Raw genomic sequence first — 25,344 nt, forward strand, 5'->3', positions numbered from 1 at the left:
AATGATTATGGGGACAGTAGTGGTATTACCATCATTCAAACGAGAACATAGTGATTGGCAACAAGTAAATATTGGGCACCGTCAGTTGCAAGTTCTCGATTATCAACAATTTCAGCTCAACCCGTACACATTTTACCAACTAGTTCAAGCGGTAGTTGACTATCTACGAACCGTGGCCCAGCCAGTCATTTTGATTGGAGAAGACTTTGGTGCCTTAGTTGCGTTACGAGCAGCAGTTGATCTTTTGGGACGACTTGATCGGCTAATTTTAGTCCGACCGCATTATCAAGCTTCAATGAATTTGCTAAATTCAGGACTATTTCAACCAGCTCCATTAGACCGCCATCAGCTTAAGTCACTTAAACAATCACTCCAAGGGGTGGATTTAACGGGTGAATTGATGCACGTTCAGGGCTTAACCTACCTCTTTACTGGGGAACAAGATCGCAAAAATCGGCGAGTTGCCCAAGAACTCAAGAATCGTTTAATTGATGGGCACTTAGAAGTAGTGCCGAAAATGGGTAAGACGTTGAATGAAGCGGGAATTAAGGCATTAAGTGAGAACTTGCGGTGATGAAAATGCTTTGTAATCGTGACTTAAATGATCGCGAACGTTTGCAAGTTGCCCAAATGGAATATCAGTTGCTACAGACTGATCAAGTAGTTAAAATCGATCAGCAACCGTTTGGAAGGGTGATCCAGCATTGCCAAACGGCGGATGGTTTTCAAATGTTTGTGATTGAAAATCGGCCACAAAGGGAATATACACTGCTGTTTAAAGGTTCATCTGGATTAATCAAAGGGACGATTGAAACTTGGAATCATGAATGGCTAGCAACGAATTTACCAATTGGTTGGTCTTTATTTGTCCAACGTGGGGTGATTCCGAGTCAATTGCGGACGGCGGCTCGCAAGTTGAATGGGATTTTACGTAAGTATCCAGAAGCGAAGTTCTATTTATATGGTCACTCGCTAGGTTCAATTAATATCCAATATGCGCTCGCCAATTGTCTTAAGCTGGGGCAGATTAAACGGGGCGATATTTATGAAGGCCCCAATATTTATTGGTTACTCAGTCGTCGGCAACAACGACGGGTCCGTAAATTTAAGCATAAGGTCAATAATTATATTGACGTTTATGATCCAGTGACTGCTGGTTTTGTTGATGGACGCCGCCTTGTAGGGCGGCTTCGGTACATAAAAAGTAAGTTATTACCGCCAATTCGTCAACACATGTGGGGCGGTTATCAATTTACCAAAACTGGTCGGTTGTTAGTACAGCCAATTAATGAGCTTTTTAAAATTCGCGCTGATTTTAATCGCCGAGTAATGTTTCGCCACTCACCGGTGGTGATTCGTTCAATAACTACAAAACGACCTGTAAAGTTAGGATAGCGACTTAACTTTACAGATCGTTTTTTAATTTTTATCCATGATTTTTTTAGTAGAACGGGCCAGTTTTTCGATCAATTCTTCTCCAGAGTTCATGGATGAATTGTCGTCGGAGTAAACTGCGATCGTATAGTCATTTTGATCTTTGCCGCTAACGTAACCAATACTATTAACAATCCATTTGTCCGAATCATCCTGATCAAGCCAGCCGTTTTTCAGGGCGTAATTACTACTGCCGGCAGAAATTCCCCATTGCTGTTCACTTTCCACATTTTTCATGAGGGATTGGATATAATTTTGTTCACTTTCCGTTAACTTATTGGAACTAAAGAAAATGTTGTTGAGTAATTTGATTTGGTCACTCGGTGTGGTGGTCGTCATTCCCCAAGCGCTTTCGGCATGGGTGTTGGTCATTTGAAATTGATTAAACGTATCTTGAAGACCATCTGTGCCACCAAGGTAATCGTTAATGAGGGAAGTTGTAGAATCATTATCGGAATTTTCAATCATGGCTTTAGCATATTCACGTCCCTGACTATCCAAATCGCCATAATTTTTAAGGAGAGTTCCCGCGAGGACAGCTACTTTAACGGTACTGGCGGTGTGGTATTGGTGTCTTGGGGTAGTGTTGTACATGTATGTTTCACCAGTCTTGGTGGAATATACGGCAATGGAAACATTGCTATCAACACCTTTGAGGTCCGCTTTCCATTGGTGGTTTAGTTGACTACTTAAACTAGTGGAACGAAATAGATTGGGAACTATATTAATGGGGTTAGCATTTTTGGCTTGGGTGAGCGGATTGTGTCTTTGAAATATTAAGCCAACGTTGAGTAAGAGCGCAAACCCAATAAAGAGTAAGCTGACGATAATGGTTTTTTTATGAAATGTTCGACGTTGCTGATGTCGAATTTCTCGTCGTGATGGTTCACGCAAAATTGTTCCCTCCTGACCAGTAAAATGAGTAACATAATGAGCTTATCATAATTATCGGCCGATTTGTATGAAATAAATGTGAACAATTCATTTCAATCGTAGTAAGAGTGATAATTAAATTGCTTTCTTTGAAATAATATCCACAACTGCTCGGAAAAGTTGTATAATTATTAATATTATTCAAAGAAAGAAGTTTTGACATGGAAAAGAAAACCACCCAAATTGGTTTGAGTGCCTTAGTATTGATGATCTTTTCATCAATCTTTGGCTTTAGTAATTCACTGACGGCCTTTTATCAAATGGGGTATGCCAGTATCATTTGGTACATCGTTACGGCGGTGCTTTTCTTCCTCCCATCTGCATTAATGTTTGCAGAATATGGGGCCTCGTTTAAGGCTGCTAAGGGGGGGATTTTTTCTTGGTTACGGGGTTCCGTAAGTGAGAAAACAGCCTTTATTGGGACCTTCATTTGGCTTGCAGCGTGGGTTGTTTGGCTAGTCTCATCAACTCAATACTTTTTAGTGTCGGATTCAACCATGATTTCAGGAACTGACCGCACCCAGACCTGGCGGTTGTTTGGGTTGCCCGCTAATGAGACTTTGGGGATTTTAGAAATTATTTTTATGATTGTCGTTACCTGGATTGCCTCTCGGGGAATTAATAAGATTGCTAAGATTGCTTCCGTTTGTGGGGTGGCAACCTTAGGAATTTCCGTGATTTTTATTTTGGCGAGTCTCTTATTATGGATGATGAATCATGGCCAACTAGCTGAACCAGTGACGGCACTGAGTTTAGTAAAATCACCTAACTATGCCTTTGTTACACCAATTGCGGTTATTTCGTTCATTGTCTACGCCCTATTTGCTTATGGTGGTTTGGAAACAATGGCTGGTGTGATTGATTCCGTGAAGAAGCCAGAAAAGACTTTCCCTCGGGCATTAATCATTGCCATGATTATCATGACCTTGATTTATATTTTAACGATTTTCTTGTGTGGGGTGAGCGCTAACTGGGAACAGGTTTTAGGAAAGAGCCATGTTAACCTGGCCAATGTTGAGTATGTTTTGATTAATAATATGGGCTTGACGGTTGGTGCTAAACTCGGTTTAGGTCATTCCGGAGCAGTGATGCTCGGTCGGATTTTCTCCCAAATTACGGCGTTAAGTGATGTTTTAGGGGGCTTAGGAGCTGCTTTTGTGATGGTCTATTCACCAATTAAATCCTTTATTGAAGGTTGTGATCCACGGCTTTTACCAAAGCGGCTTACAAAGATGAATGATGTGAATATGCCATCATTTGCAATGTGGTGCCAAGCCATCTTAGTCAGTGCAATTATTCTCTTTATTTCATTTGGTGGGAACGCAGCAACACAGTTTTATACCATTTTGACTGATATGATGAACGTTTCGTCATCAGCACCATACCTGTTTTTGGTAGGGGCGTTCCCATTCTTTAAAATGAAAAAAGATTTAGATCGGCCGTTTGTCTTTTATAAGAGCATGACCTGGACGTGGGTTGTTTCCATCGTTGTTTGGTTGGTTGTGGCAGTCGGGATTCTCTTCACTTGTGTTGAACCAATCTTGGAAGGCCAATACGCGACTGCATTCTGGACAGCGTTTGGTCCCGTCTTCTTTGGCATTATCGCTTGGGCATTCTACACCCACGCTGAGCATAAGAATATTTTAAATTAGACGGATCGATGCAGTTGAAAGAGTTTAAGGACCGATGCTTAAAAAATCTGTGGGCACTATTGGATCTCTTTGCACAAGAAAGCGACTTTATTAATGGCGATCGTCGTCGACAACTCCATGCTCAAGCGCAAAAGCAAGCTCAGGAGTCGCCTAAGCGTTCCAAAAAAGATTAAGTTCCGTTGGCGTTTGCGTTCGCGGATTGTGATCCCAAATGCTTTCTTCTAAATATTGATCAGCGACATCCCAGTAGAAATCTAATAGCTGTTGTCCACTTTCTGAGAGGAAGACGCGTTTGGTGGAATGCTGAATCACAAGCAATTGATGTGTTAGCAGGAAGTCTAATGTGATGACGAGCGTTGGTGAAGTAATCGGCTGTTGATGATTCCAAAATTGTTCATTCCGATATTCAAGCGGGCAATCATTAAATTGACCGAGTTTTTCAATCAGTGAGAGGGCAGCAAAGTGCTGATACGTTAATGGTATTCCTTGTCGGCGATGGCGTAGAAGCTGACGAAGTTGCTGAATTAGGACCACGTCATGAGGATAGGATCGGAGATTGAATGAATAGAGATCGGGGTTTTTTTCCTGCCGGTCGTGAAATGCGAAGCGCAGTTGATACAGGAGATTTTCAAAGAGAATGTCAACGTATAAACTTTCACTAGATTTTGATTGATGAAAGCAGACCACTTGGTAGTCAGCATTGGGTAACGCTTGGTCAATAAGGTAGTGGATGGCTGATTGCCAATTAGCCTGGTCAACACTGTTCTTCATTATTGTTCCTCCCCGTGAATTTAGCTATATTCTAAATAATCCCCGTTCACAAGTCACGTGAACGGGGATTTTGTTTAGATATTTTTAAGTTGATATAGACTTCCAGTCGCATTAATTGGTGTGGCAAACGCAATCTTCTGATGGTGCTGATCAGCAAAGTAGCGAAGCGTCAGCACTTGCTGACCATCATTCACAAATATTTCAGCGAGTGAATGATCTAAGAAAATTTGTAATTTTAGATCCTGGTGAGCTGGTAACTTAATGGAACGAGTCGTACCATACTTTTCGGCAACTGCAGATCCAACTTTGGATCGATCGACGGTGAGTGTACCAGCATTCGTATCAAATTGGATTTGTAAACTAGCACTCAAATCTTCATTGGCGGCAAGGTGTAAGACACCTGTCTGATCAGCACTAATTGTCAGATTTAATTCACATTGTTGACCAGCATGATCGTCAATGATGCTCGTATGATTGGAGAAAACTTTAGTGCCCTTTGGATCGCGGAGGTTGGTCATTGCTGCGACTGGTTGCTGGTAGAGCTGACCGTTACGGATGTGCAATTCCTTAACTTGACTCAAACAGTTTGCCCAAGTTTGATCATCGGTTGGATAACTGATGTCAGGGAGCCCTACCCAACTAATAGCATAAGCTGTGCCGTCCGGGGCGTTAAACGCCTGAGTAGCGTAGACATCAAAACCTTCATCCAGATTTACTGGGACTTGTGAACTACCCTTTAACGTAGCATTTTCAAAATCAAATTCATCCCCAATGATATAGGTGTTGGGGTAAATATTATCGTAATGGGTGATCTTCTGCTCTAATCCCTGCGGGCAGAAAATCAGGACAGCATGATCATCAATCATCACTAAGTTTGGGCATTCAATCATGTAGCCCATTGGATACGGAGTGAAATTAACCAAACCGACATCATGCCAGCCATCTTGCAAGTCATCGCTGGCCCAGAGTGCCAAATGGCCGGTTTCAGTTTTAGCATCCTGTGCTCCTAAGAGGGCATAGTACTTACCATCATGTTCTAGTAGTTGGGGATCACGGAAGTGTTCACTAATGTAATCCGGATTCCGGAACAGGGGCTGTTTTAGTTTAGTAACCTGATTATTTTGGTTCATCCAAGCACCCAGTTGGAAAGGTGTTCGGTTCCAATCCTTATCACGGTGGTTACCGGTGTACATCAAAAATAGCCGATCGCCAATTTGCTTCGCAGATCCAGAGTAGGCACCATGGCTATCGTATTCATTATCAGGAGTGAGAGCTAAGCCACGGGAGTGCCAATGTACTAGATCGGTAGATTGCATGTGCATCCATGATTTAAGACCATGGGCAGCACCAAAAGGAAACGACTGGTAAAAAACGTGCCAGGCATGATTAAAGTATGAGAACCCGTTTGGATCATTTAGTAATCCAGAACTTGGCCGGATATGATACCGGAGTTGTTCAGGTGAATTATCAGCTGCTGCCTGCAAGTGAAGCAATTCGAGGGCCGAATATTGTTGGTAAGGGCGGTAGCGTTGTTCCCGTGTCCATTCCATAATAAGATCTCCTTTATGTAAGTGCTCTAAGATGGTTCTATTTTAAAATGACGGCTGTTGACTGTCAAACGTCTAGCAAAAACAAATTGATCATTATTTCACAAAAGGATTACAATGAAGGTAAATTCGATAAAGGAGACGTTTAAGAATGATGATTCCAAAAACAATGCGGGCTTGGGAAGTTACCACTCCGGGGCCAATTGAACAAGAGCCGTGCCCACTGCAATTGGTTGAGAAGCCGGTCCCTGAACCACAGTCTGGAGAAGTTCTGGTTAAAATTTTAGCATGTGGAGTTTGTCACACCGACTTACACGTTACCGAAGGCGACCTACCAGTTCATCGGCAGCATGTTACTCCCGGCCATGAAATTATTGGCCGGGTCGTTAAGCAGGGACCACAAACTCAACGATTTACGATTGGTGACAAAATTGGAATTCCGTGGTTTAGAAAAGCGTGCGGGGTTTGCCGATTTTGTCGTTCCGGTCGGGAGAATTTGTGTCCCCATTCCATTTACACAGGATGGGATCATGATGGCGGTTATGCAGAGTATGTGACGGTTCCGGAGGGCTTTGCCTACCATCTGCCAGAGGATACTGATCCAGTTAAATCTGCACCATTGCTTTGTGCGGGAATTATTGGTTACCGTTCTTATCTACGCGCCAACGTACCAGCTGGTGGCACACTAGGCCTCTATGGATTTGGTGGTTCCGCACATTTAACTGCCCAGTTAGCAATTAAGCAGGGAATTGAAGTCCATGTTTTCACTCGTGGCCATGATGCCCAAAAATTTGCGTTGCAATTAGGTTGTGCGTCTGCGCAAGGCGCCTATGATGATTCACCAGTTCAACTAGATTCCGCCATTATGTTTTCACCAGCTGGCGAGATGGTTCCCAATGCATTAGCCAACCTCGTTCCTGGAGGGACGCTTGCGTTAGCCGGCATTCGCTTGAGCGATGTTCCAGAACTAAATTATCAGCAGCACCTTTTTCATGAAAAGAACTTAACAAGTGTGGAAAGTAATACGCGCCGCGATGGGGAAGAATTTTTGAAGTTAGCCCATCGTTTGCACATTCAGCCAACGGTGACTGAATACCCGTTTGACAAGGCTGATGAGGCATTGAGACGAGTTGCCAAGGGGAATATCGATGGGGCCTGTGTCCTGAAAATTAGTGAAGATCAGTAAGGCTAAAAGAAAAATTGATAAACGCTTGACATTTAATCTAAATCTAGTATTATCAAATGTGTAAAAAACGCTTACAATTTAAGCGCAAATATCTAGATGAGATAGGGAGTAATGCTCATGGATCACAAACAAGTTGCGACCGACGTCATTAACGCCGTCGGCAAAGACAATTTAGTTGCTGCTGCGCATTGTGCAACGCGGTTACGGTTAGTTTTAAAAGACGAAGCCAAAGTTGACCAAAAAGCATTGGATAACAATGGTGACGTTAAGGGAACGTTTAAGACCAATGGTCAGTACCAAATTATCATTGGCCCGGGAGACGTGAACAACGTTTATGATGAATTAATTAAGCAAACTGGATTGAAGGAAGTTTCCACTGACGATCTGAAGCAAATTGCTGCAAAGAATCAAAAGTTCAATCCAGTCATGGCGTTTATTAAACTCTTATCTGATATTTTTGTACCAATTATTCCGGCATTGGTCGCCGGTGGTTTGCTGATGGCCCTTGATAATGTGTTGACGGCTAAAGGATTATTTGGTCCCCAATCCGTTATTCAAATGTGGCCAGCTTTGAAGGGCATTGAAGGCATGGTGAACGTCATGTCGGCAGCGCCATACGTATTCTTACCGATCTTGGTGGGAATTTCTGGAGCGAAGCGGTTTGGTGCTGACCAATTCTTGGGGGCATTTGTCGGAATGATGATGACCGCGCCGGCTTTAGCGGATGGCGGTTCTTGGAACATCTTCGGGTTAACTGTTCATATTCAGTCTTACACGAGTCAGGTTATTCCAGCATTGGCTGCGGTTTGGATGCTTTCCATCTTCGAAAAGTGGTTGCATAAACGTCTGCCAGCTGCCGTTGACTTTACATTTACGCCACTGATTTCAGTTCTCTTAACTGGGTTCCTGACGTTTATCGTGGTCGGACCGGTGATGAAGGATCTTTCTGATTTACTGACGAACGGAATTGTTTGGTTATACGACACGTTAGGATTTGTAGGAACAGGAATTTTTGGGGCTTTGTATTCGCCAATTGTTTTAACTGGTTTACACCAAAGCTTCCCTGCTATCGAAACGCAATTAGTGACCGCCTTTAAAGCTGGTAAGGGTGCGGGTGATTTTATTTTCATCGTGGCTTCAATGGCCAACGTTGCCCAAGGGGCCGCAACCACTGCAGTTTACTTTTTAACACGGAATGAAAAGATGAAAGCTCTCTCTAGTTCTTCCGCGATTTCTGCTTTGCTCGGAATTACTGAACCAGCAATTTTCGGGGTGAACTTGAAGTTGCGGTTCCCATTCTTCTGTGCATTAGTTGGTTCATGTGTGGCTTCCACGATTGCCGGATTAATGCACGTGGTTGCTGCTTCAATGGGTTCGGCTGGTTTCATTGGTTTCTTATCCGTATACGCTAAATCTATTCCAGGCTACCTATTATGTGAAGTTATTTCATTTGTAATTGCCTTCTTAGTAACCTTCTTCTATGGTAAAGCGCACGATGAACTGGTTAATCCCGCAATGGCGGGTGCAGATGCAGCGGATGGCGCATCTCAAGCAGCGGAAGCATCCGCACCAGTTCAACATGCTTCAGCACCAGCAGACGAAAATGCTAAGAATGAAGTAGTTGCAAGCCCAGTTTCTGGAACTGCCGAAGACATTACTGCAGTAAATGATGAAGTCTTCTCTCAGAAGATGATGGGGGATGGTGCGGCGGTTGTTCCTAATGATGGTACGATTTATGCACCTGTTGATGGTACAATTACAGTTGCTTATGCTACGAAGCATGCGTATGGTTTAACTTCAGATGATGGTGCCGAAGTTTTGATTCATGTTGGTTTAGATACTGTGAACCTCAAGGGTGAACACTTTGAAAGCTTTGTTGAACAAGGCCAAAAGGTTAAGAATGGTGATCGCCTTGGTACCATCGACCTAGCGGCGGTTAAGGCAGCTGGTTATGATACCACCGTGATGGTCGTAGTCACAAACACGACCAATTACACGCAAGTCAAGCGCGTTGCTGATGGTGAGATTAGCCATGGCGATGACTTGATTGAGGTTGTCAGTAAATAATAATTAAAAGTGACACAAAAAGTCCTCAAATCGGATGGAAAGTCCGATTCGAGGACTTTGTATTTGAATCCCCGCAAGGATGGTTACGACGCGTAGCTTGGTCAACTGCTGATTTATCAGCGGTTGAACTGCTAGCCAGTTACTGCGCTGTTACATTTTTACCTTTAAAGTAGCAAAGAGGTTGGAAGACTCCAGCCTCTTTTTTGCTGTAAGCCGCGCTAATCATGATATAATCAACTCCAGAATAAATAGGAGGCGGAACTAATGAGTGACTTTCCACAATTAAACTTAGCAGCGCAAACGGGTACTAAGGCAATAATTCACACTAATCACGGGGATCTGGAGGTTCAACTATTTGACCAACTTGCTCCTAAGACGGTGAAAAATTTTGTTGAATTGGCTAAAAAGGGATACTATGATGGGGTCCTTTTCCATCGGGTTATCCCAGACTTTATGATTCAAGGTGGTGACCCAACGGGGACCGGTGCTGGTGGTGAAAGCATTTATGGTCAAGCTTTCGAAGACGAATTTAGCGACCAGCTTTTCAATTTTAACGGGGCGTTATCAATGGCCAATGCAGGCCCTAATACCAACGGAAGCCAATTTTTCATCGTAACGAACGAAAACCTTACTACGAACTTGGCTGATCAAATGAAGGCGGCTGGTTATCCGCAAGCAGTCATTGACCATTATGTGGCTAATGGTGGAACACCATGGCTCGATCACCATCACACTGTTTTTGGACAAGTCGTTAATGGAATGAAAGTGGCTAAAGAGATTAGCCGCGTTGATCGTGATTTGAGCGATCGCCCAAAGGATGACGTTGTCATTAAATCAATTAGTATTGATTAAGGGTGCTGATATGACAGAAATTGATTATGATTTAATTATAATTGGCAGTGGGGGTGCCGGATTGACCACAGCTGTTCAGGCGCGTGAGCTAGGACTGACAGTTGCTGTTTTAGAAAAGAATTCCCAAGTTGGTGGTAATACTAAGCGGGCATCTTCCGGGATGAATGCAGCGGAAACAACTGTCCAAGCCCGTAATCAAATTGCGGACCGGATGCAGGATTTTTATCAGGAAACTTACCAGGGTGGTGGTAAGCTGAATGATCCAGCAATGCTGAAACAGTTTGTTACCCATGCGCCATTAGCGATTGAATGGCTAACCCAGCATGGCTTGCCACTGGATGATTTGACCATTACTGGCGGAATGTCAGTCAAGCGAACCCACCGTCCTGCTTCGACAGCTCCCGTAGGTGCTTATTTGGTCAAAGGATTACAAAAGTTGGCGGTTGAAGCTGGAGCCCAGATAATTACGGAAGCACACGTCAGTAAATTATTGACCGCTACCGGCGCCGTGTGTGGAGTAGAATATGTTGACGCTGAAAAAGCAGTTCATCAATTCAATTCACGTGCGGTAGTATTGGCAACGGGTGGTTTTGGGGCCTCCAAAGAGTTGATGCGCCGGTATCGACCAGATTTGGCTAATTACCGCACAACCAACCAACCTGGTGCGACAGGGGACGGCTTAAAATTAGCCCAGCATGTTGGTGCACAATTAATGCAGTTGGATCTAGTACAGGTTCACCCAACTGTCCAGCAGGATCAAGACCACGCTTTTTTGATTGGTGAAGCAGTTCGGGGTGAAGGCGCCATTTTAGTGAATGAAAAGGGAACACGGTTTGTAAACGAACTGGCTACGCGGCGCGTAGTTTCGAATGCCATTACTGCGTTAACCAAGCATAGTGCGTACTTAATTTTTGATCAGGAAGTTCGTTCGCGGGTCAAGGCCATTGATTTTTATGATCAAATTGGTTTAGTGCAGACAGGGGCGACAATCGAGCAGCTGGCTGAACAATTGTCTTTGCCAGATTTGCCAACGACCATTCACCAGTGGAATGAGGCAGTTCGTGTCCAAGACGATCGACAATTTAGCCGGACAACTGGAATGAGTTTTCCACTGAGTAAGGCACCATTTTATGCCATTCATGTGGCTCCAGCAATTCATTACACAATGGGTGGCATTCATGTCGATCCGGAGACCCGGGTGTTGGATGCCAATGGACAGGTAATTAATGGATTATATGCTGCTGGAGAGGTTACCGGTGGACTGCACGGCAATAACCGAATTGGTGGTAATTCGATTGCGGAAACAGTGGTGTTTGGTCGCCAATCGGCATTAACAATTCAGCGTGATTTAAAATTTAATCAATAAACAATCGGGGGCAAAGTTCAGTTAATCCGAACTCTGCCCCCTTATTTTGATGAGGAGTAAAATTATTAATGACGAGTGTATTCTTGGTCAACGGTCTTAGCAGTTAGCCCAACAATATTCTTCTTTTGTGGGGTGAATAAGCCGACGAACCATGCGATAAACATGGATGATAAGAAGGAAACACATGAAACCATAAATGGTGACATGCCCTTTGATTGTACATAGTAGGTAAGGGCAGCACTGACAATCAGACCAGTAACAGCCCCAACGGTATTGGCACGTTGGGTAAAGATCCCCGCGGCGAAGATTCCGGCAATTGGGACCCCAAATAAACCAGTAAAGGCTAAGAAGAGGTTCCAGGTTTGGGATTGGTTACCAACTAAGAGGTAAATGGCCATTAGCAAGCCAAGAATTCCGGCAATGAGAATAACAATCCGGGCTAATTGGACGTCGCTAACCCGCTTGAACTTCTTGTCAAAGAAGCGTTGTTTGAAGTCGGTAATCGCACAAGCAGAAATCGCGTTGAGACTGGATGCAATGGTGGATTGCGCAGCCGCAAAGATTCCGGCAATGATCAGTCCGGCTAAACCAGCTGGAACTTCTTTGATGACAAAGTATGGTACAACGGCGCTCGTGTTGAAGCCCTTTGGCAGACTTGCTGAGTGCAAGTAGAAACTGTACAAAATCGTTCCCATCCCGTAAAAGATTGGGATCGTAATGAATGCTAAGAGTCCATTAGTCCAAAGTGACTTAGCGGTTTCTTTCATCGTGGAAGTGGTTTGGTAACGCTGAACCACATCTTGACTACCCGTGTATTGGTAAAGAGAGTTAAAAACGGAACCGGCAAAAATTAATGGAATGAATAATTTCAGGTTGTGAGGGTCCCAGTTAGCTTTTGAGTAAAGTTTATGGTGAACGGCAACGTCATGGGCGATTGTACCAAAACCACCCTTGATGTAGTAAGCACCAATGAAGATGATCAGGAGTGCTCCGCCAAGGAGGAGGAATCCTTGGATAACGTCTGTCCAAATAACCCCTTCGATCCCACCAAGGAATGCGTAGATGATACAAAGACCACCGACGAAGAGGGCAATCAAGATGTGGTTAATTGAGGAAACAGAAGTAATGGCTAAAATTGGTAGATAAATGACAATTGCAATTCTTCCTAAGTGGTAGAGCATAAAGAGTAAACTACCAAGAACCCGCATGATGGGACTAAACCGATCTTCAAGGTATTCATAAGCAGTGGTAACTTGTAATTTACGGAAAAACGGTACATAGTATTTAATCAAAATTGGGATAATCAAAATGATGGTCAAGTTCCCAACTGAGTATGACCAGTCCGTGAGGAATGCTTGCTCTGGTGTTGACATAAACGTGATCGCACTTAGCGTGGTTGCGTAAATACTGAAACCAGTGGCCCAAGCAGGAACAGAACTATTGGCCTTAAAGAAAGCATCGGTATCCTTGCTAGCGCGTTTGGTAAAGTAGGCCCCAATTAGCAACATCGCAAGGAGGTAAACAAGGAGGACGATCCAATTAAACGTCCCAAATCCAGTTTTTGCATAGTTAATCTAATCGCCTTTCATTATTTTGACTATTAACGTTACGTTGAATAAAAATCTTTAAGAGCAGTGGTGCGAGTAAGGTTGTGATGACGGTTACCAGGATTAAAGCAGTAAAGTAGCTTTTATCAATCAATCCTGCCGAAAGGGCCACTTTGATGACCACTAACGCCATTTCACCACGCGATACCATCCCAGCACCGACAATATTGGCTTCCTCCCAATTGAGATGGAAGAGTTTAGCACCAATTCCACAGCCCAGTTGCTTTCCAAGAACCGCGATGACAATCAAGCAGATAATGAAGAGGACGTCATTGCCAATACCATGGAAAGTAACTTCTAGACCGATACTAATGAAGAAGACGGGCGTAAAAATTGCGTAACCAATTGGTTCAATTTTTGGTGCTAATGCTTCTTCATATTTGGTTTGTGAAATAGCTAGTCCGGCACAGTAGGCACCCAAAACATCACTCATGCCACATTTCACTGCGATCCACGCAAAACCAAAGCAGATAATCAAAGCTGCTGTTGGGAGGCTTTCACTAATCCCCATTTTGTCAAAAATCTGTAAGAATCTCGGTACGATGTAACGACCAATCAACAGAACGATAATGAAGAAAAGAATTTGCGGAACGATCATTGAAAGAACTTTACCGCTGAGTGATGAGGCTGAGTGCTGACCAACTAGTTGAACACTGATGCCCAACAAAATGATACAGATGATATCATCAGCAACGGCCGCGCCAAGAATAATCTGGCTTTCGCGAGTGTTGGAATAACCCATTTCACGCAACACCTGAACGGTGATGCTGACGGATGTGGCACTAAGCACGAGCCCCATGAAAGCTGCCGTTTGGACATCAAAGTTGAATACATCGTGGCACAGCAAGTAGGCGGTTCCCGTTGGAAAAATCACGCCCAAGGTGGCCACGGTCAATGATGGTGCCCAGTAGTGGAGGAGTTGGCGGAGATCCCCTTCTAACCCAGCAATAAACATCAGCATAATGACCCCGATGTTAGAGAAATAGTGGATGAAGGTGGTGGGCGTCAACAGATGAAAGACGGCCGGCCCAATTAAGATTCCGGCAATCAATTCACCCATGACTGGAGGCAGACCGATTCGTGAGGAGAGTTCAGAACAAACCTTCCCGACCAATAAAATAAGCACAATTTGTAATAGATAGTTCATTGGTCAATCCTTTAGGAACTAAAGCAATTCATTGACTTTAGCAATTTCCTGATCCAACAACTTGGCAGATGGAATATTGTATTCTAAAAATACTGGTACACCAGCGGGGACCTTCTTAGTTAAGCGTTGCCAATCGGTATCACCATTATCGAGCATGGTCGTATCCCGGTCTTTAATATTCTTTAAATGGAAAACGGTGATTTTAGAACTTAATTGGTTCATTGCTGCTTGAGGATCTTGATCGATCCAATACCAATTGCCAGAATCAAAGGTGTAGCCAAAGTGACCATTGGTAGTATCTAAGAAATTAAAGATTTTTGGTACTTCACCATGATCGTTCGGTTCGTTTTCAACACTGATGGCAACATCATTGGTTGGAATTTGCATCAATAATTGCTTGGTATCTTCAGTTAAGGCACCATAATCGCCTAAACTGATTTTTAAATTTTTAATTCCATATTTTTGGGCCAGCATAATGTAATCGGTGAGGTGAGAATTTAATTCACCATCATTGAAGAGGACTTCGGGAATAGAATAATAAAGTCCCCAATTATTTTGATGAGCGAGTTCACTAATCTTATCTAGTTCCGCTTCTTGACTGGCTGGTTGGAAAAATTCACCACGAACTTCAACATTATCAATCGGTTTGCCGATCAATTCCTGAAGGACATCGTATTGGGAGTGACCCGCATTCATTTGATCAAGAAAAACCGCGGTATTAATTGATACCTTCATGAAATACACCTCTTTAAAAGAAAATGCGGAAATAAAAAAACACACAAAGAAAGCAGCCGTGGATGCGGCGCTTTTTTTGTGCGGTTGAATTAAACTTTAAAACTATTACGGTGTTAACCATAACACGTTTAAAATAAAATGTATACGCTTTCATAAAAAGAATGGTGAAATAGCTCCAAAGACTTGCGCTTGATCTTGGAGAGTTGTTGCCTTGATATCAACGTTTGCTAACCCTTCCGGGAGAAAGTGTTGAACAGCAGATTTAATTTGATGAATGAAAAAATCACCCTGTTGACTAACTGCACCGCCGATTAAAATTTTGGCTGGATCCAGGATTAAACAGATTTGCGCTAGCTGTTTACCGAGCTGTCGACACCAATGTTGAATAATTTCGACAAATTGTGACTGACCATCGCGCGCCCGTTGAAAGGCTTCCGGAACTGAAACGTTGATCGATTCAAGACTGTGTTGCAAAGCCAGGGTAGAAGCTTGACTTTCAAAACACTCTTTTGATTCTGGATCATAGTTAAGGTAGCCAACAGAATTCGCAAGGCCGTGTGCACCTCTGGATAAATGTCCGTTGTGATAGAAGGCACCACCAATGCCGGTTCCTAAAGCAATGCAGTACACGGATTGATCTGCGTGAACGTGACCGCATAGGATTTCACCCATTAGGGCCGCATCAACATCATTCATCACCTGAACTGGTACTTGCGCAGCCTTTTCTAATATTTGTTTTAGTGGGGTACCTTGATAATTTTGGATGGTTGGGCCAGCATAGATAATCTCCCCATGATGACCAACGCGTCCGGCGGTGCTAACCCCAATTCCACTAATTTTAAATTGTCCCATTATTTGATGACTAATGGTTATTAAGGCTTTAACAATGGCTTGGTCTTGATTATGATTGGTAGCTGTTTTACCAGAATTAAGCATTTTTAAATTTGAGTCAATAACAGCATATTTAATTGACGTCCTACCAACGTCGAAAGCAAGATAATTCTTTTGCATCAGGGTCAATCCTTTCTGAAATCCTTGATTAAAACGCTTACATTATATCATGCTTAAGCCTTTCTTTAAATTTATTTTTCAGATAAGAAACGCTATTAAAACGGGTATATGAACGGCTAATGAAAAATATTATCATAAAAATTAATTGCGAAAATAGTTTCCACAACGTATCCTTAGGGTGCGGTTGAAGAAGAACTATTACATGAATTTAGTAACCAGTATTTTAAACAAAGGATGGTAAAAATGACTAAAAAATTATATTCCGCACTATTAACTTCTTTCAACGCTGACGGGACCGTAAATGAAAAAGGAACCCGTGAAATTGTGCGGCATAATATTGATGTTAACCACGTTGACGGTTTGTACGTAGGTGGAAGCACCGGTGAAAACTTCATGCTGCAAACTGCAACTAAGAAGCGGATCTTTGAAATTGTGAAAGATGAAGCCGGCGATGATGTTGATTTAATCGCCCAAGTTGGTTCGATCGACTTACAAGAAGCAAAAGAATTAGCTAATTACGTTGTTAATGACCTGGGGTATAAGACAATTTCCGCAGTTACACCGTTCTACTACAACTTTAGTTTCCCAGAAATTAAGTACTACTACGATGAAATTGTTAAGGATGTCGACGCCAACTTAATTGTTTACTCTATTCCAGCATTAACGGGGGTTTCCCTCTCCTTGGATAATTTTGCTAAGTTATTTGAAAATCCAAAGATTATCGGGGTTAAGTACACCAATGCCGATTTCTTCCTCCTCGAACGGCTCCGAAATCGTTTCCCAGATAAGAAGATTCTCTTCGGAACGGATGAAATGCTCTTACCAGCCCTTTCGTTAGGGGTTGATGGTGCAATTGGCTCCACTTATAATGTCAATGCAGCCCGGGCAAAGGCGGAAATTGAAGCCTTTGAAGCTGGTGACATGCAAAAGGCACTTGATATTCAACATGAAACGAATGACCTGATTTCCGCAATTCTTGGGAACGGTCTTTACCAAACAATCAAGTTATTGCTTCAAGATATGGGAGTTGAAGCTGGCTACACTAAGGAACCAATGCATAAGCCAACTCCAGAAATGAAGACCACGGCAAGTGAAATTTATGCGAAGTTTTTAAAAAACTAATTTAAAGAAGGCACTTAAATAATGGAAAATACTTTTTTGAAGGCCACTAAAGGGAATTTAGTCGTATCCTGTCAGGCACTGCCTGGTGAACCACTGCATAGTTCATTTATTATGGCGCGAATGGCGAGAGCTGCCAAGGAAGCGGGGGCTTCCGCGATTCGGGCTAATTCCGTTGTTGATATTCAAGCTATCCAAGATGAAGCGCATCTGCCCATGATTGGGCTCGCTAAAGTGGACTATGACGATTCACCAGTTTACATTACGCCGACAATGAAAGAAATGCGGGCGGTCGCAAGTACTGGCTGTGAAGTCGTTGCTTGTGACGTTACTGGTCGTCCACGGCCCCATGGTGAAAAATTAGCGGAAATTGTTGACCAAATGCGGAAAGAATTTCCAAACACTTTACTCATGGCAGACACAGACTGCATTGACAGTGTTAAAATTGCTAATGATCTAGGCTTTGATATTATTGGCACCACAATGCACGGTTATACGCCAGCAACTAAAGGGATGAACGTTGCGGACGATGACTTTGCTTACCTCAAAGAGGTGGTCAAAACTGCTGAACATCCGGTGATTGCGGAAGGTAAAATTGACCGCCCAGAAAAGGCAAAACGATGCATTGAACTTGGCTGCCATGCGGTCGTGGTTGGTGGGACCATTACGCGCCCACTGCAAATTGCCACGGGATTTGTTAATGCTCTTAAATAACTAGTAAGGAATGATGATGGATGTCTGCACGTTTTATGGAACAAGTCCAAAACCTCTTTATTAACCTGCCACGACAGGAAAAAAAGGTGGCCCGCGTAACGCTGCAAAAACCAGAGTTGGTACGGCGTATGAACATTACCGAACTCGCTAATCAGGCTGGCGTTGGGGTTGCTACGGTGAGCCGCTTTACCAAACGGGTCGGCTGCAAAAATTTTGCGGACTTTAAACTTGCATTGGTCACACCAGATACGATGCAGCGGGAATCGGAGCAGAATGTTTCCACACCGAATGACATCCATAATTATTATCAAAAAATTCTGGAGGAGACGATGGCGATGGTTTCTACTAAGCAGCTCCGGCAAGCCGCTAATTTGATCCATAGCGCAAAGCGGGTGTATATTTTTGGAATTGGTAGTTCCGGATATAATGCTCAAGAGTTTACCCAACGTTTAATGCGGATGGGTAAGCCCGCTTTTGCGATGACGGAAAGCAATATGATGACGATTGCTAGTGCCACAATGCAAGACAACGATATCGTAATTGCCTTGTCTGTCTCTGGGAGTACCCCAGAAGTATGTTCTGCTGTTCGGGATAGTCGTAAAAATGGGGCAACAATTATTGCGGTGACCGCTTTTAAAAATAGTTTGCTTGGTAAAATGAGTGACTTACTATTTCAGATTAAAAGTACAGAATTAGTGGGTGATTATGACTTTATTAATTCGCAATTTGCGGTGACCTACGTGATTGATATGCTGACGCAAATGTTACTTCAATTTACGGATTTTCGCGCAACAATGAATAAGACGGTGGAAGCCATTTTAGTAACGAAGGAACAAACTACCGGACGAAACCATCACCGCCAGAATCATGATGAATAAAACGGAAAGGAAATTTTGTGATGAATGTAATTGTGGTCAAGAACGCCGCTGAAGGCGGTCAAAAAGGGGCAGAAATCTTCATGACCGCGTGGCAAAATGGAGCGCAAGTCTTTGGCCTCGCCACCGGAAGTACCCCGTTGACGACTTATGCCGAACTTTGCAGCAGTGCAATTGATTTTCGGAAGTGTACGTCGGTTAACCTTGATGAGTATGTTGGCTTGGGGCCGGATGACGAACAAAGTTATGCCTACTTTATGCAAAAACACCTCTTTAACCAAAAACCGTTTGCTCACTCATACATTCCCAATGGGCTCGCGCCTGATTTAGCTAAAGAAGTGGTCCGCTACGATCAAATTATTGCGGATCATCCAGTGGATTTACAGATTTTAGGAATTGGGCGGAACGGGCACATTGGTTTTAATGAACCTGGGACCCCGTTTGAGAGCACCACCCACGAGGTGCAGCTCACGCAATCCACGATTGATGCCAATTCACGGTTCTTTGCTAATGAAGCTGACGTTCCCCGGTCTGCATTGTCCATGGGAATGGCTTCAATTATGCAAGCCCACCAAATTCTTTTAGAAGCATATGGTGATGCAAAAGCGGATGCGATTGCTAAGGCAATTGAGGGCCCCGTCACTGAAGATGTACCGGCAAGTATTTTACAACGGCATCCGAATGTCACCATCATTATTGATGAAGCAGCTGCACAAAAGCTGCATGGACAATACTAAGGAGTCGTAAAATGCAAACTGTCATTAAACATGCTGATATTTATACTGGGGAAGAAGTCATTAAAGATGGTTATATTCGCTTTAACCGACAGGTGCTTGCTGTTGGTCCAATGATCGAATACCAGCCAGAAGCGGCTGATGGAAAGATTATTGATGGTCACGAGCTGATTATAGTTCCCGGCTTCATTGATGTCCATAGCCATGGTGGTTATGGGATTGATACCATGGATGCTGATCCGGAAAAAATTAACCAAATGGTTACCCAAGTCACGAAAAATGAAGGGGTTACTACCTTCTTTCCCACTACAGTCACTCAATCGGTGGAAAATATTAACCGGGCAATGGAAGGGATTCGTGAAGCGGCCAAAATGAATCCGGTAATTAAGGGAACCCATTTGGAAGGACCTTTTGTCTGTGTTGAATATAAGGGGGCTCAGCCCGAACAGTACATTCAGGATCCTGATTATCGACTGCTTGAACATTGGAATGAATTATCCGGTGGGCTTGTCAAGATGATTACTTATGCGCCCGAAAAACCAGGTGCTCGTGAACTGGAAGAATACTGTTTGAGCCATAACATTGTGCCGTCTGCAGGCCACTCGAATGCGACGCGTGAAGGAATGAAGTATTCGCTAGCTAGTCACATTACCCACTTGTATAACGCCCAACGGGGAATGCGGCATCGTGAGCCCGGTCTGACGGGGGACGCTTTGATGGAAGACAATCTCTACACTGAAATCATTGCGGATGGCTTCCATGTTGTTCCAGATATGATCCGGCTAGCCTATCAGATTAAAGGTCCAGATCGAATGGAATTGATTACCGATTCCTTACGGGCAAAGGGAATGCCTGAGGGCATTTCAGAATTAGGTGGTCAGAAGGTCATTGTTAAGGATCATCAAGCTCGACTTGAGAATGGCCACCTGGCCGGTTCCATTTTGCAATATAACCTCGCGTTTAAGAATATTGTTGATTTCACGGATTGTGGGATCGCAAATGCGGTCAAAATGTCATCAGTTAATCAGGCCCGTGAGTTTAACTTGCCTACTAAAGGTGGTTTAACTGTTGGCAAGGATGCCGACTTGAATATATTGGATCAGGACTTAAATTTGCAAACTACCTATAGTTATGGTCACCAAATGAACTAAATTAATAACACTAAACACTCCTTTAGAATACGAAAAAACAAGTCTGCCATTACGGTACGAATCCCGTTTGACAGGCTTGTTTTTATTTGGGCGAATAGTTGGTAAGTAATTTCCAGAGCGTTTGTTTAGCATCGTTGAATGCAGCGGTATTCCGCCGGACGCATGAGATCAAAAATTCAGGTTTTTCACTATCTAACAGGGGAATTTGAACCAGGTCATTCGAGGGCAGAATTGCTAGACTAGTTAGATATGAAATCCCGATGTTTTCAGCGACCATGGATTTAATAACGTGAACGTCGGTAGTTTTATAGACCGTGCGTGGCCGAATATGGTTAATTCTGGCCATCATCCGAAATGCCTGGTTATGGACAAACCCTTCGTCCAAACTAATAAACTTTTCTTTCGCTAGTTCACGAAAATAAATTCCGGTCTTGGCCTTGGCTGCGAGTGGATGGTGACGTGAAACGATGATATTGATTGGTTCTCGTAAAATTGTCGTACTGGTAAGCCGGGGATAGTTTAACGGAACGAGCGATCCCAAGAGCGCTAAGTCAATATCACCACGCCTGAGCATGGATAATAACTCGGTCGATCCATGTTCAAAAACTTCGAGTTGGGTCATTAATTGGCGATGCATTAATAACGGCGTCAGTGGTGGGAAAAAGTAGTTACCAATAATTGGCGGCAGGCCGAAACGAATCTGTTGTTTCTGATTATTTTCAATATCTTTACGGGCAATTTCTAGTTCACTCAGGATGATGGCGACGTGATGGTCAAATTGCTGGCCGTTCTTGGTGATGACAATTTCGTGGTGAGACTGATCACGGATGAAGAAAGAAGTCTGCAATTCGTTTTCTAAACGTTTAATCGCGTTGGTAATGGTGGGTTGGGTAACGTTAAATTTGGCGGCCACTTTAGAAAAGTTTTTTACTTTTGCTAGTTCATGATAATATTCTAAATCATTAATATTCATTTTAAATTGCCTCTATATCAACAAACTAATTCGCTCATATAATTATTTTTTATTATACTACAATAATTTGACTATAGTCTTGGCCGCTTTTTAGAATGATTGCGTAAATTAGTGATGATCATAATTTGTGAGAAAGGAAATGAGATCAATGAAAGCAATGGAAATCTTGAATAACCCTTATTTAAACAAGGGGACTGCGTTTACGATGGATGAACGGAAGAAATTAGGCTTGTTGGGGGCACTGCCAGCTAAGGTGCAAACCTTGCAAGAACAGGCTGATGAAACTTACGCTCAATTCCAAACTAAACCAGCAGGATTACCACAACGGCAATTCTTGATGGAAATTTTTAACACCAATCGGACATTGTTCTTCTACTTAATGGGGCAACACATTGTAGAATTTATGCCGATTGTTTATGATCCAGTCATCGCGGAATCAATTGAAAACTACAGCAATATTTTCATTCAACCGCAACAAGCTGCCTTTTTGTCGGTCGATGATCAAGATAACGTTGAAGAGAGTTTGAAAAATGCTGCTGATGGTCGGGACATTCGTTTAATTGTTGTTACCGATGCTGAAGGGATCCTTGGTATTGGTGACTGGGGTGTCAACGGTGTTGACATTGCTGTTGGTAAGCTGATGGTATATACCGCCGCTGCCGGGATTGATCCATCGCAAGTGTTGGCCGTTTCCCTAGACGCTGGGACAAACAACCAAGCATTGTTGGATGATCCGATGTACCTGGGTAATCGTCACAAGCGGGTTTATGGTGACGAATACTACGCACTGGTGGATAAGTTTGTTCAATCTGCCCGTAAGTTGTTCCCAGAAGCATTACTGCACTTTGAAGACTTTGGGCGTTCCAATGCGGCTGTTATCTTGAACAAGTACAAGGATGAAATGCCAGTCTTCAATGATGACATTCAAGGAACGGGGATTATCGCTTTAGCTGGTGTGCTTGGTGCATTGAACATCTCGAAGGAAAAATTAGTAGATCAAAAGTTCTTAACGTTTGGTGCTGGAACTGCTGGTATGGGTATTGCAAAGATGCTTTATGATGAAATGGTTCGCCAAGGGGCCGATCCAGCAGAAGCAAAGAAGCACTTCTACTTAGTTGACGTGCAAGGGTTACTTTTCAATGACACTCCAGATTTGACACCGGAACAAAAGGAATTTACCCGGGACCGGAGTGAATTTAGCAATGCGGATGAATTAACCGACCTCTTATCAGTGGTTAAGGCAGTTCACCCAACGGTTATGATTGGGACTTCCAAGCAGCCAGGTGCCTTTACTGAAGAGGTCGTTAAAGAAATGGCGGCCCACACTGAACGACCAATTATCTTCCCAATTTCCAACCCAACGAAATTGATCGAAGCCATGCCAGCCGACTTGATTAAGTGGACGGATGGGCGAGTTTTGACCGCTACTGGGATCCCAGTTAATCCCGTTGAACACAAGGGTGTTACTTACACGATTGGTCAAGCCAATAATGCCCTTGTTTATCCAGGAGTTGGTTTTGGGGCGATTGCTGCCAAGGCTAGTCAAGTCAATGAAACGATGCTGGCTGCCGCTGCCCATGCACTGGGTGGGATTGTTGACCCAAGTGAACCTGGTGCGGCAGTGTTACCACCAGTTGCTAAATTGGAAGACTTTACTACCCGGGTATCTGAAATTGTGGCCCAGTCAGCAATTGACCAAGGATTGGCTGGCGATGGTATTACTGATGCTAAGAAGGCTGTTGCAGACCTCAAGTGGGAAGCTAAGTATTAATTCATAGTAAGGGAGATTGAGCAATGTCTGTATTTTTAACGTCCGTTTCGAGTGTCGTTGAAATTGTCCTGATTATGGCGTTGGGATATATTTTGCGACGGAATAATTGGTTTGCAGATTCTTTTGGTGGCAATATTGCATCGTTGATTACGAAGATTGCCTTACCAGCATCCATTTTCATGAGTGTCATGAAGTATTTGACTAAGGATAAGCTCCTTGGCTTAGGAATTGGGATTATTTTCCCAGCATTAGCAGTGATTGTCAGCTACCTAGTGGCTTTTGCAGCTGTGAAGTTGTTCAAGATTCGACCAGGTCGCCGCGGAATCTTTATTAATGCTGTGGCGAACGCCAACACGATTTTTTATCGGGATGCCATTGAACACCGCTTTATTTGGAAATAAGGCCATGTCTTACTTTTTGATCTACTACATCGTTAACACGGTTTCGACATGGGCATTTGGGGTTTACCTAATCCAAAATGACGACCCAACGGCTGATGGGCAAAAGAAGCAACGTGATCATATTAACTGGTCCAAACTATTACCAATGCCACTAGTTGGTTTTATCTTTTCCATCATCTGGCTCTTAATTGGGATTCCAGTGCCAAACTTTATTGGCCAGACGTTATCATACGTGGGTAGTTTAGTTACTCCACTATCGTTGATTTACATTGGGATTGTCTTGTATGATGCGGGATTGAATAATTTCCGTTTCGAACGGGATTCTGTACTAGCATTAATTGGCCGGTTTATTATCTCACCGCTGGCTTTGATTATTTTGATCAAGCTTGGTATGGGAATGGGTGTTCATTTGCCAAGTTTAATGCGGCAAACATTAGTTGTTCAATCAGCAACGCCAATGCTGGCAGTGTTGCCAATTTTGGCTAAAGAAGCCCATGGTGATGTTAAGCACGCTACGGATGTCGTGGTTATGAGCACGATTCTCTTTGTGGTAGTTGTTCCAATTTTGATGGCAATTCTGCAATTTGTTTAAATTAAAGCTATTAAGGCGACGAGTTTTCTCGTCGCCTTTTTTTAATTCGACACTTTCCAAAAATGTTAGATTGTGCTACTATTCTCCTTGTTAGTTTTGAAATAAGACAAATTTAAAATTTGTTTCAGAAGGAGAATGAACATGGCTGAACTTACGAGAACAGAGCGGGACTTTCAGCGGGCACTATTGCACCTGCTAGAAGACCATTCCTTCCTGTCGTTGTCTGTCGAACAGATTTGTCAGGAAACGATGATGCACCGCAGCAGTTTTTATCGCTATTTTAATGATAAATATGATTTATTGAAGCACACGGTTAATACTAAAATTACCAATTTAATTGACGAGAGTGACTCTTCTGCGGATGAATTGGTCAATGTAGTGGATTATCTATGTTCCCATAAAACGGTGATGCGTAATTTAGCGACGAGTAATGCTAATAGCTCACTGTATCCAACGATGGTGAATATTTTAGCTGACATCATGTTGAACCGTTATGAAGCGGGGATTGATGATCGCTTGGTCAAAAGCATTGGGACGTTTGATAATCCCGAAACCACCGCTTACATGCTCAGTTCGAGCATTGTTGGTGCATTTTATTGGTGGCGGAACCAGGATTATGCAACGTCTAAGCAGACCATTATCAAACACGCCAACATGTTTATTGATTGGTTAACCGCTAAGGGGAAGGCTGAATAGTCAAAGGTGA

Annotated in this window: 23 protein-coding genes and 1 pseudogene; 16 read left to right on the top strand and 8 right to left on the bottom strand. The window is 43.2% G+C overall.

Annotated elements, in window-relative coordinates:
* The first annotated feature begins 7 nt into the window (after window positions 1–7).
* Window positions 8–574, top strand: coding sequence for an alpha/beta fold hydrolase (locus AC1EKL_RS02845; RefSeq protein WP_480188376.1), 567 nt, complete (start codon window positions 8–10; stop codon window positions 572–574).
* Entirely contained in the window at window positions 571–1,395 is an 825-nt protein-coding gene (locus AC1EKL_RS02850; RefSeq protein ID WP_480188375.1) for a hypothetical protein, read from the top strand. The genes AC1EKL_RS02845 and AC1EKL_RS02850 overlap by 4 nt, the downstream gene beginning before the upstream one ends.
* Before the next feature lie 24 nt (window positions 1,396–1,419).
* Here AC1EKL_RS02850 and AC1EKL_RS02855 read toward each other — a convergent pair whose 3' ends face one another.
* The gene (locus tag AC1EKL_RS02855; protein ID WP_480188374.1) at window positions 1,420–2,328 is read right to left on the bottom strand and encodes a serine hydrolase; all 909 of its coding nucleotides are present in this window, start codon (window positions 2,326–2,328) and stop codon (window positions 1,420–1,422) included.
* Window positions 2,329–2,528: 200 nt separating this feature from the next.
* Here AC1EKL_RS02855 and yjeM point away from each other — a divergent pair, with 200 nt between their 5' ends.
* Both yjeM and AC1EKL_RS02865 read left to right on the top strand, forming a co-directional pair.
* A complete protein-coding gene (yjeM, locus tag AC1EKL_RS02860) occupies window positions 2,529–4,019 on the top strand; it encodes a glutamate/gamma-aminobutyrate family transporter YjeM (RefSeq protein ID WP_480188373.1) in 1,491 nt (496 codons plus the stop codon).
* Between the two features lie 14 nt (window positions 4,020–4,033).
* Window positions 4,034–4,192 (top strand): hypothetical protein, encoded by a 159-nt coding sequence (locus tag AC1EKL_RS02865; RefSeq protein WP_480188372.1) that lies wholly within the window; start codon window positions 4,034–4,036, stop codon window positions 4,190–4,192.
* Here AC1EKL_RS02865 and AC1EKL_RS02870 read toward each other — a convergent pair.
* Entirely contained in the window at window positions 4,170–4,790 is a 621-nt protein-coding gene (locus AC1EKL_RS02870; protein ID WP_480189951.1) for a CAP domain-containing protein, read from the bottom strand. The genes AC1EKL_RS02865 and AC1EKL_RS02870 overlap by 23 nt on opposite strands.
* Before the next feature lie 74 nt (window positions 4,791–4,864).
* Window positions 4,865–6,340, bottom strand: coding sequence for a sucrose-6-phosphate hydrolase (locus AC1EKL_RS02875; protein ID WP_480188370.1), 1,476 nt, complete (start codon window positions 6,338–6,340; stop codon window positions 4,865–4,867).
* A 148-nt stretch (window positions 6,341–6,488) separates the two neighbouring features.
* Here AC1EKL_RS02875 and AC1EKL_RS02880 point away from each other — a divergent pair, with 148 nt between their 5' ends.
* From AC1EKL_RS02880 to AC1EKL_RS02895, 4 genes are all read left to right on the top strand, one after another.
* Window positions 6,489–7,523: a zinc-dependent alcohol dehydrogenase family protein gene (locus tag AC1EKL_RS02880; RefSeq protein ID WP_480190193.1), complete on the top strand. Its 1,035-nt coding sequence runs from the start codon at window positions 6,489–6,491 to the stop codon at window positions 7,521–7,523.
* Window positions 7,524–7,640: 117 nt separating this feature from the next.
* Entirely contained in the window at window positions 7,641–9,590 is a 1,950-nt protein-coding gene (locus tag AC1EKL_RS02885) for a sucrose-specific PTS transporter subunit IIBC (RefSeq protein WP_480190194.1), read from the top strand.
* Between the two features lie 264 nt (window positions 9,591–9,854).
* On the top strand, window positions 9,855–10,442 hold the full coding sequence (locus AC1EKL_RS02890) for a peptidylprolyl isomerase (protein ID WP_480188367.1): 588 nt from the start codon (window positions 9,855–9,857) through the stop codon (window positions 10,440–10,442).
* A 10-nt stretch (window positions 10,443–10,452) separates the two neighbouring features.
* A complete protein-coding gene (locus AC1EKL_RS02895; protein ID WP_480188366.1) occupies window positions 10,453–11,808 on the top strand; it encodes a flavocytochrome c in 1,356 nt (451 codons plus the stop codon).
* A gap of 65 nt (window positions 11,809–11,873) precedes the next feature.
* On the opposite strand, the gene AC1EKL_RS02900 is transcribed toward AC1EKL_RS02895, so the two are convergent.
* The 4 genes from AC1EKL_RS02900 to AC1EKL_RS02915 all read right to left on the bottom strand — a co-directional run bounded on the left by AC1EKL_RS02900 (window position 11,874) and on the right by AC1EKL_RS02915 (window position 16,308).
* Window positions 11,874–13,316 (bottom strand): sodium:solute symporter family protein, encoded by a 1,443-nt coding sequence (locus AC1EKL_RS02900; RefSeq protein ID WP_480188365.1) that lies wholly within the window; start codon window positions 13,314–13,316, stop codon window positions 11,874–11,876.
* 61 nt (window positions 13,317–13,377) lie between these two features.
* Window positions 13,378–14,562, bottom strand: coding sequence for a cation:proton antiporter (locus AC1EKL_RS02905; RefSeq protein ID WP_480188364.1), 1,185 nt, complete (start codon window positions 14,560–14,562; stop codon window positions 13,378–13,380).
* A gap of 18 nt (window positions 14,563–14,580) precedes the next feature.
* Window positions 14,581–15,297: a sugar phosphate isomerase/epimerase family protein gene (locus AC1EKL_RS02910; protein ID WP_480188363.1), complete on the bottom strand. Its 717-nt coding sequence runs from the start codon at window positions 15,295–15,297 to the stop codon at window positions 14,581–14,583.
* 150 nt (window positions 15,298–15,447) lie between these two features.
* The gene (locus AC1EKL_RS02915; RefSeq protein WP_480188362.1) at window positions 15,448–16,308 is read right to left on the bottom strand and encodes an ROK family protein; all 861 of its coding nucleotides are present in this window, start codon (window positions 16,306–16,308) and stop codon (window positions 15,448–15,450) included.
* A 243-nt stretch (window positions 16,309–16,551) separates the two neighbouring features.
* Here AC1EKL_RS02915 and AC1EKL_RS02920 point away from each other — a divergent pair, with 243 nt between their 5' ends.
* Genes AC1EKL_RS02920 through nagA form a run of 5 tightly spaced genes read left to right on the top strand, consistent with a single transcriptional unit; the run spans window position 16,552 to window position 20,901 of the window.
* A complete protein-coding gene (locus tag AC1EKL_RS02920) occupies window positions 16,552–17,430 on the top strand; it encodes an N-acetylneuraminate lyase (RefSeq protein WP_480188361.1) in 879 nt (292 codons plus the stop codon).
* A 21-nt stretch (window positions 17,431–17,451) separates the two neighbouring features.
* Window positions 17,452–18,141 (top strand): N-acetylmannosamine-6-phosphate 2-epimerase, encoded by a 690-nt coding sequence (locus AC1EKL_RS02925; RefSeq protein WP_480188360.1) that lies wholly within the window; start codon window positions 17,452–17,454, stop codon window positions 18,139–18,141.
* A 20-nt stretch (window positions 18,142–18,161) separates the two neighbouring features.
* Complete coding sequence (locus AC1EKL_RS02930; RefSeq protein WP_480188359.1) at window positions 18,162–19,019, top strand: MurR/RpiR family transcriptional regulator; 858 nt, start codon at window positions 18,162–18,164, stop codon at window positions 19,017–19,019.
* Window positions 19,020–19,039: 20 nt separating this feature from the next.
* Entirely contained in the window at window positions 19,040–19,753 is a 714-nt protein-coding gene (locus AC1EKL_RS02935) for a glucosamine-6-phosphate deaminase (RefSeq protein ID WP_480188358.1), read from the top strand.
* An 11-nt stretch (window positions 19,754–19,764) separates the two neighbouring features.
* Complete coding sequence (nagA, locus tag AC1EKL_RS02940) at window positions 19,765–20,901, top strand: N-acetylglucosamine-6-phosphate deacetylase (RefSeq protein ID WP_480188357.1); 1,137 nt, start codon at window positions 19,765–19,767, stop codon at window positions 20,899–20,901.
* Window positions 20,902–20,983: 82 nt separating this feature from the next.
* Here nagA and AC1EKL_RS02945 read toward each other — a convergent pair whose 3' ends face one another.
* On the bottom strand, window positions 20,984–21,874 hold the full coding sequence (locus tag AC1EKL_RS02945) for a LysR family transcriptional regulator (protein WP_480188356.1): 891 nt from the start codon (window positions 21,872–21,874) through the stop codon (window positions 20,984–20,986).
* Window positions 21,875–22,013: 139 nt separating this feature from the next.
* On the opposite strand from AC1EKL_RS02945, the gene AC1EKL_RS02950 reads away from it, so the two are divergent.
* From AC1EKL_RS02950 to AC1EKL_RS02960, 3 genes and pseudogenes are all read left to right on the top strand, one after another.
* Complete coding sequence (locus AC1EKL_RS02950; protein WP_480188355.1) at window positions 22,014–23,645, top strand: malolactic enzyme; 1,632 nt, start codon at window positions 22,014–22,016, stop codon at window positions 23,643–23,645.
* Window positions 23,646–23,668: 23 nt separating this feature from the next.
* Window positions 23,669–24,638: pseudogene (locus AC1EKL_RS02955) on the top strand (AEC family transporter).
* A 141-nt stretch (window positions 24,639–24,779) separates the two neighbouring features.
* On the top strand, window positions 24,780–25,334 hold the full coding sequence (locus tag AC1EKL_RS02960; RefSeq protein ID WP_480188354.1) for a TetR/AcrR family transcriptional regulator: 555 nt from the start codon (window positions 24,780–24,782) through the stop codon (window positions 25,332–25,334).
* Window positions 25,335–25,344: the final 10 nt, after the last annotated feature.

It is taken from the genome of Limosilactobacillus sp. C0001E2 (assembly GCF_056590915.1).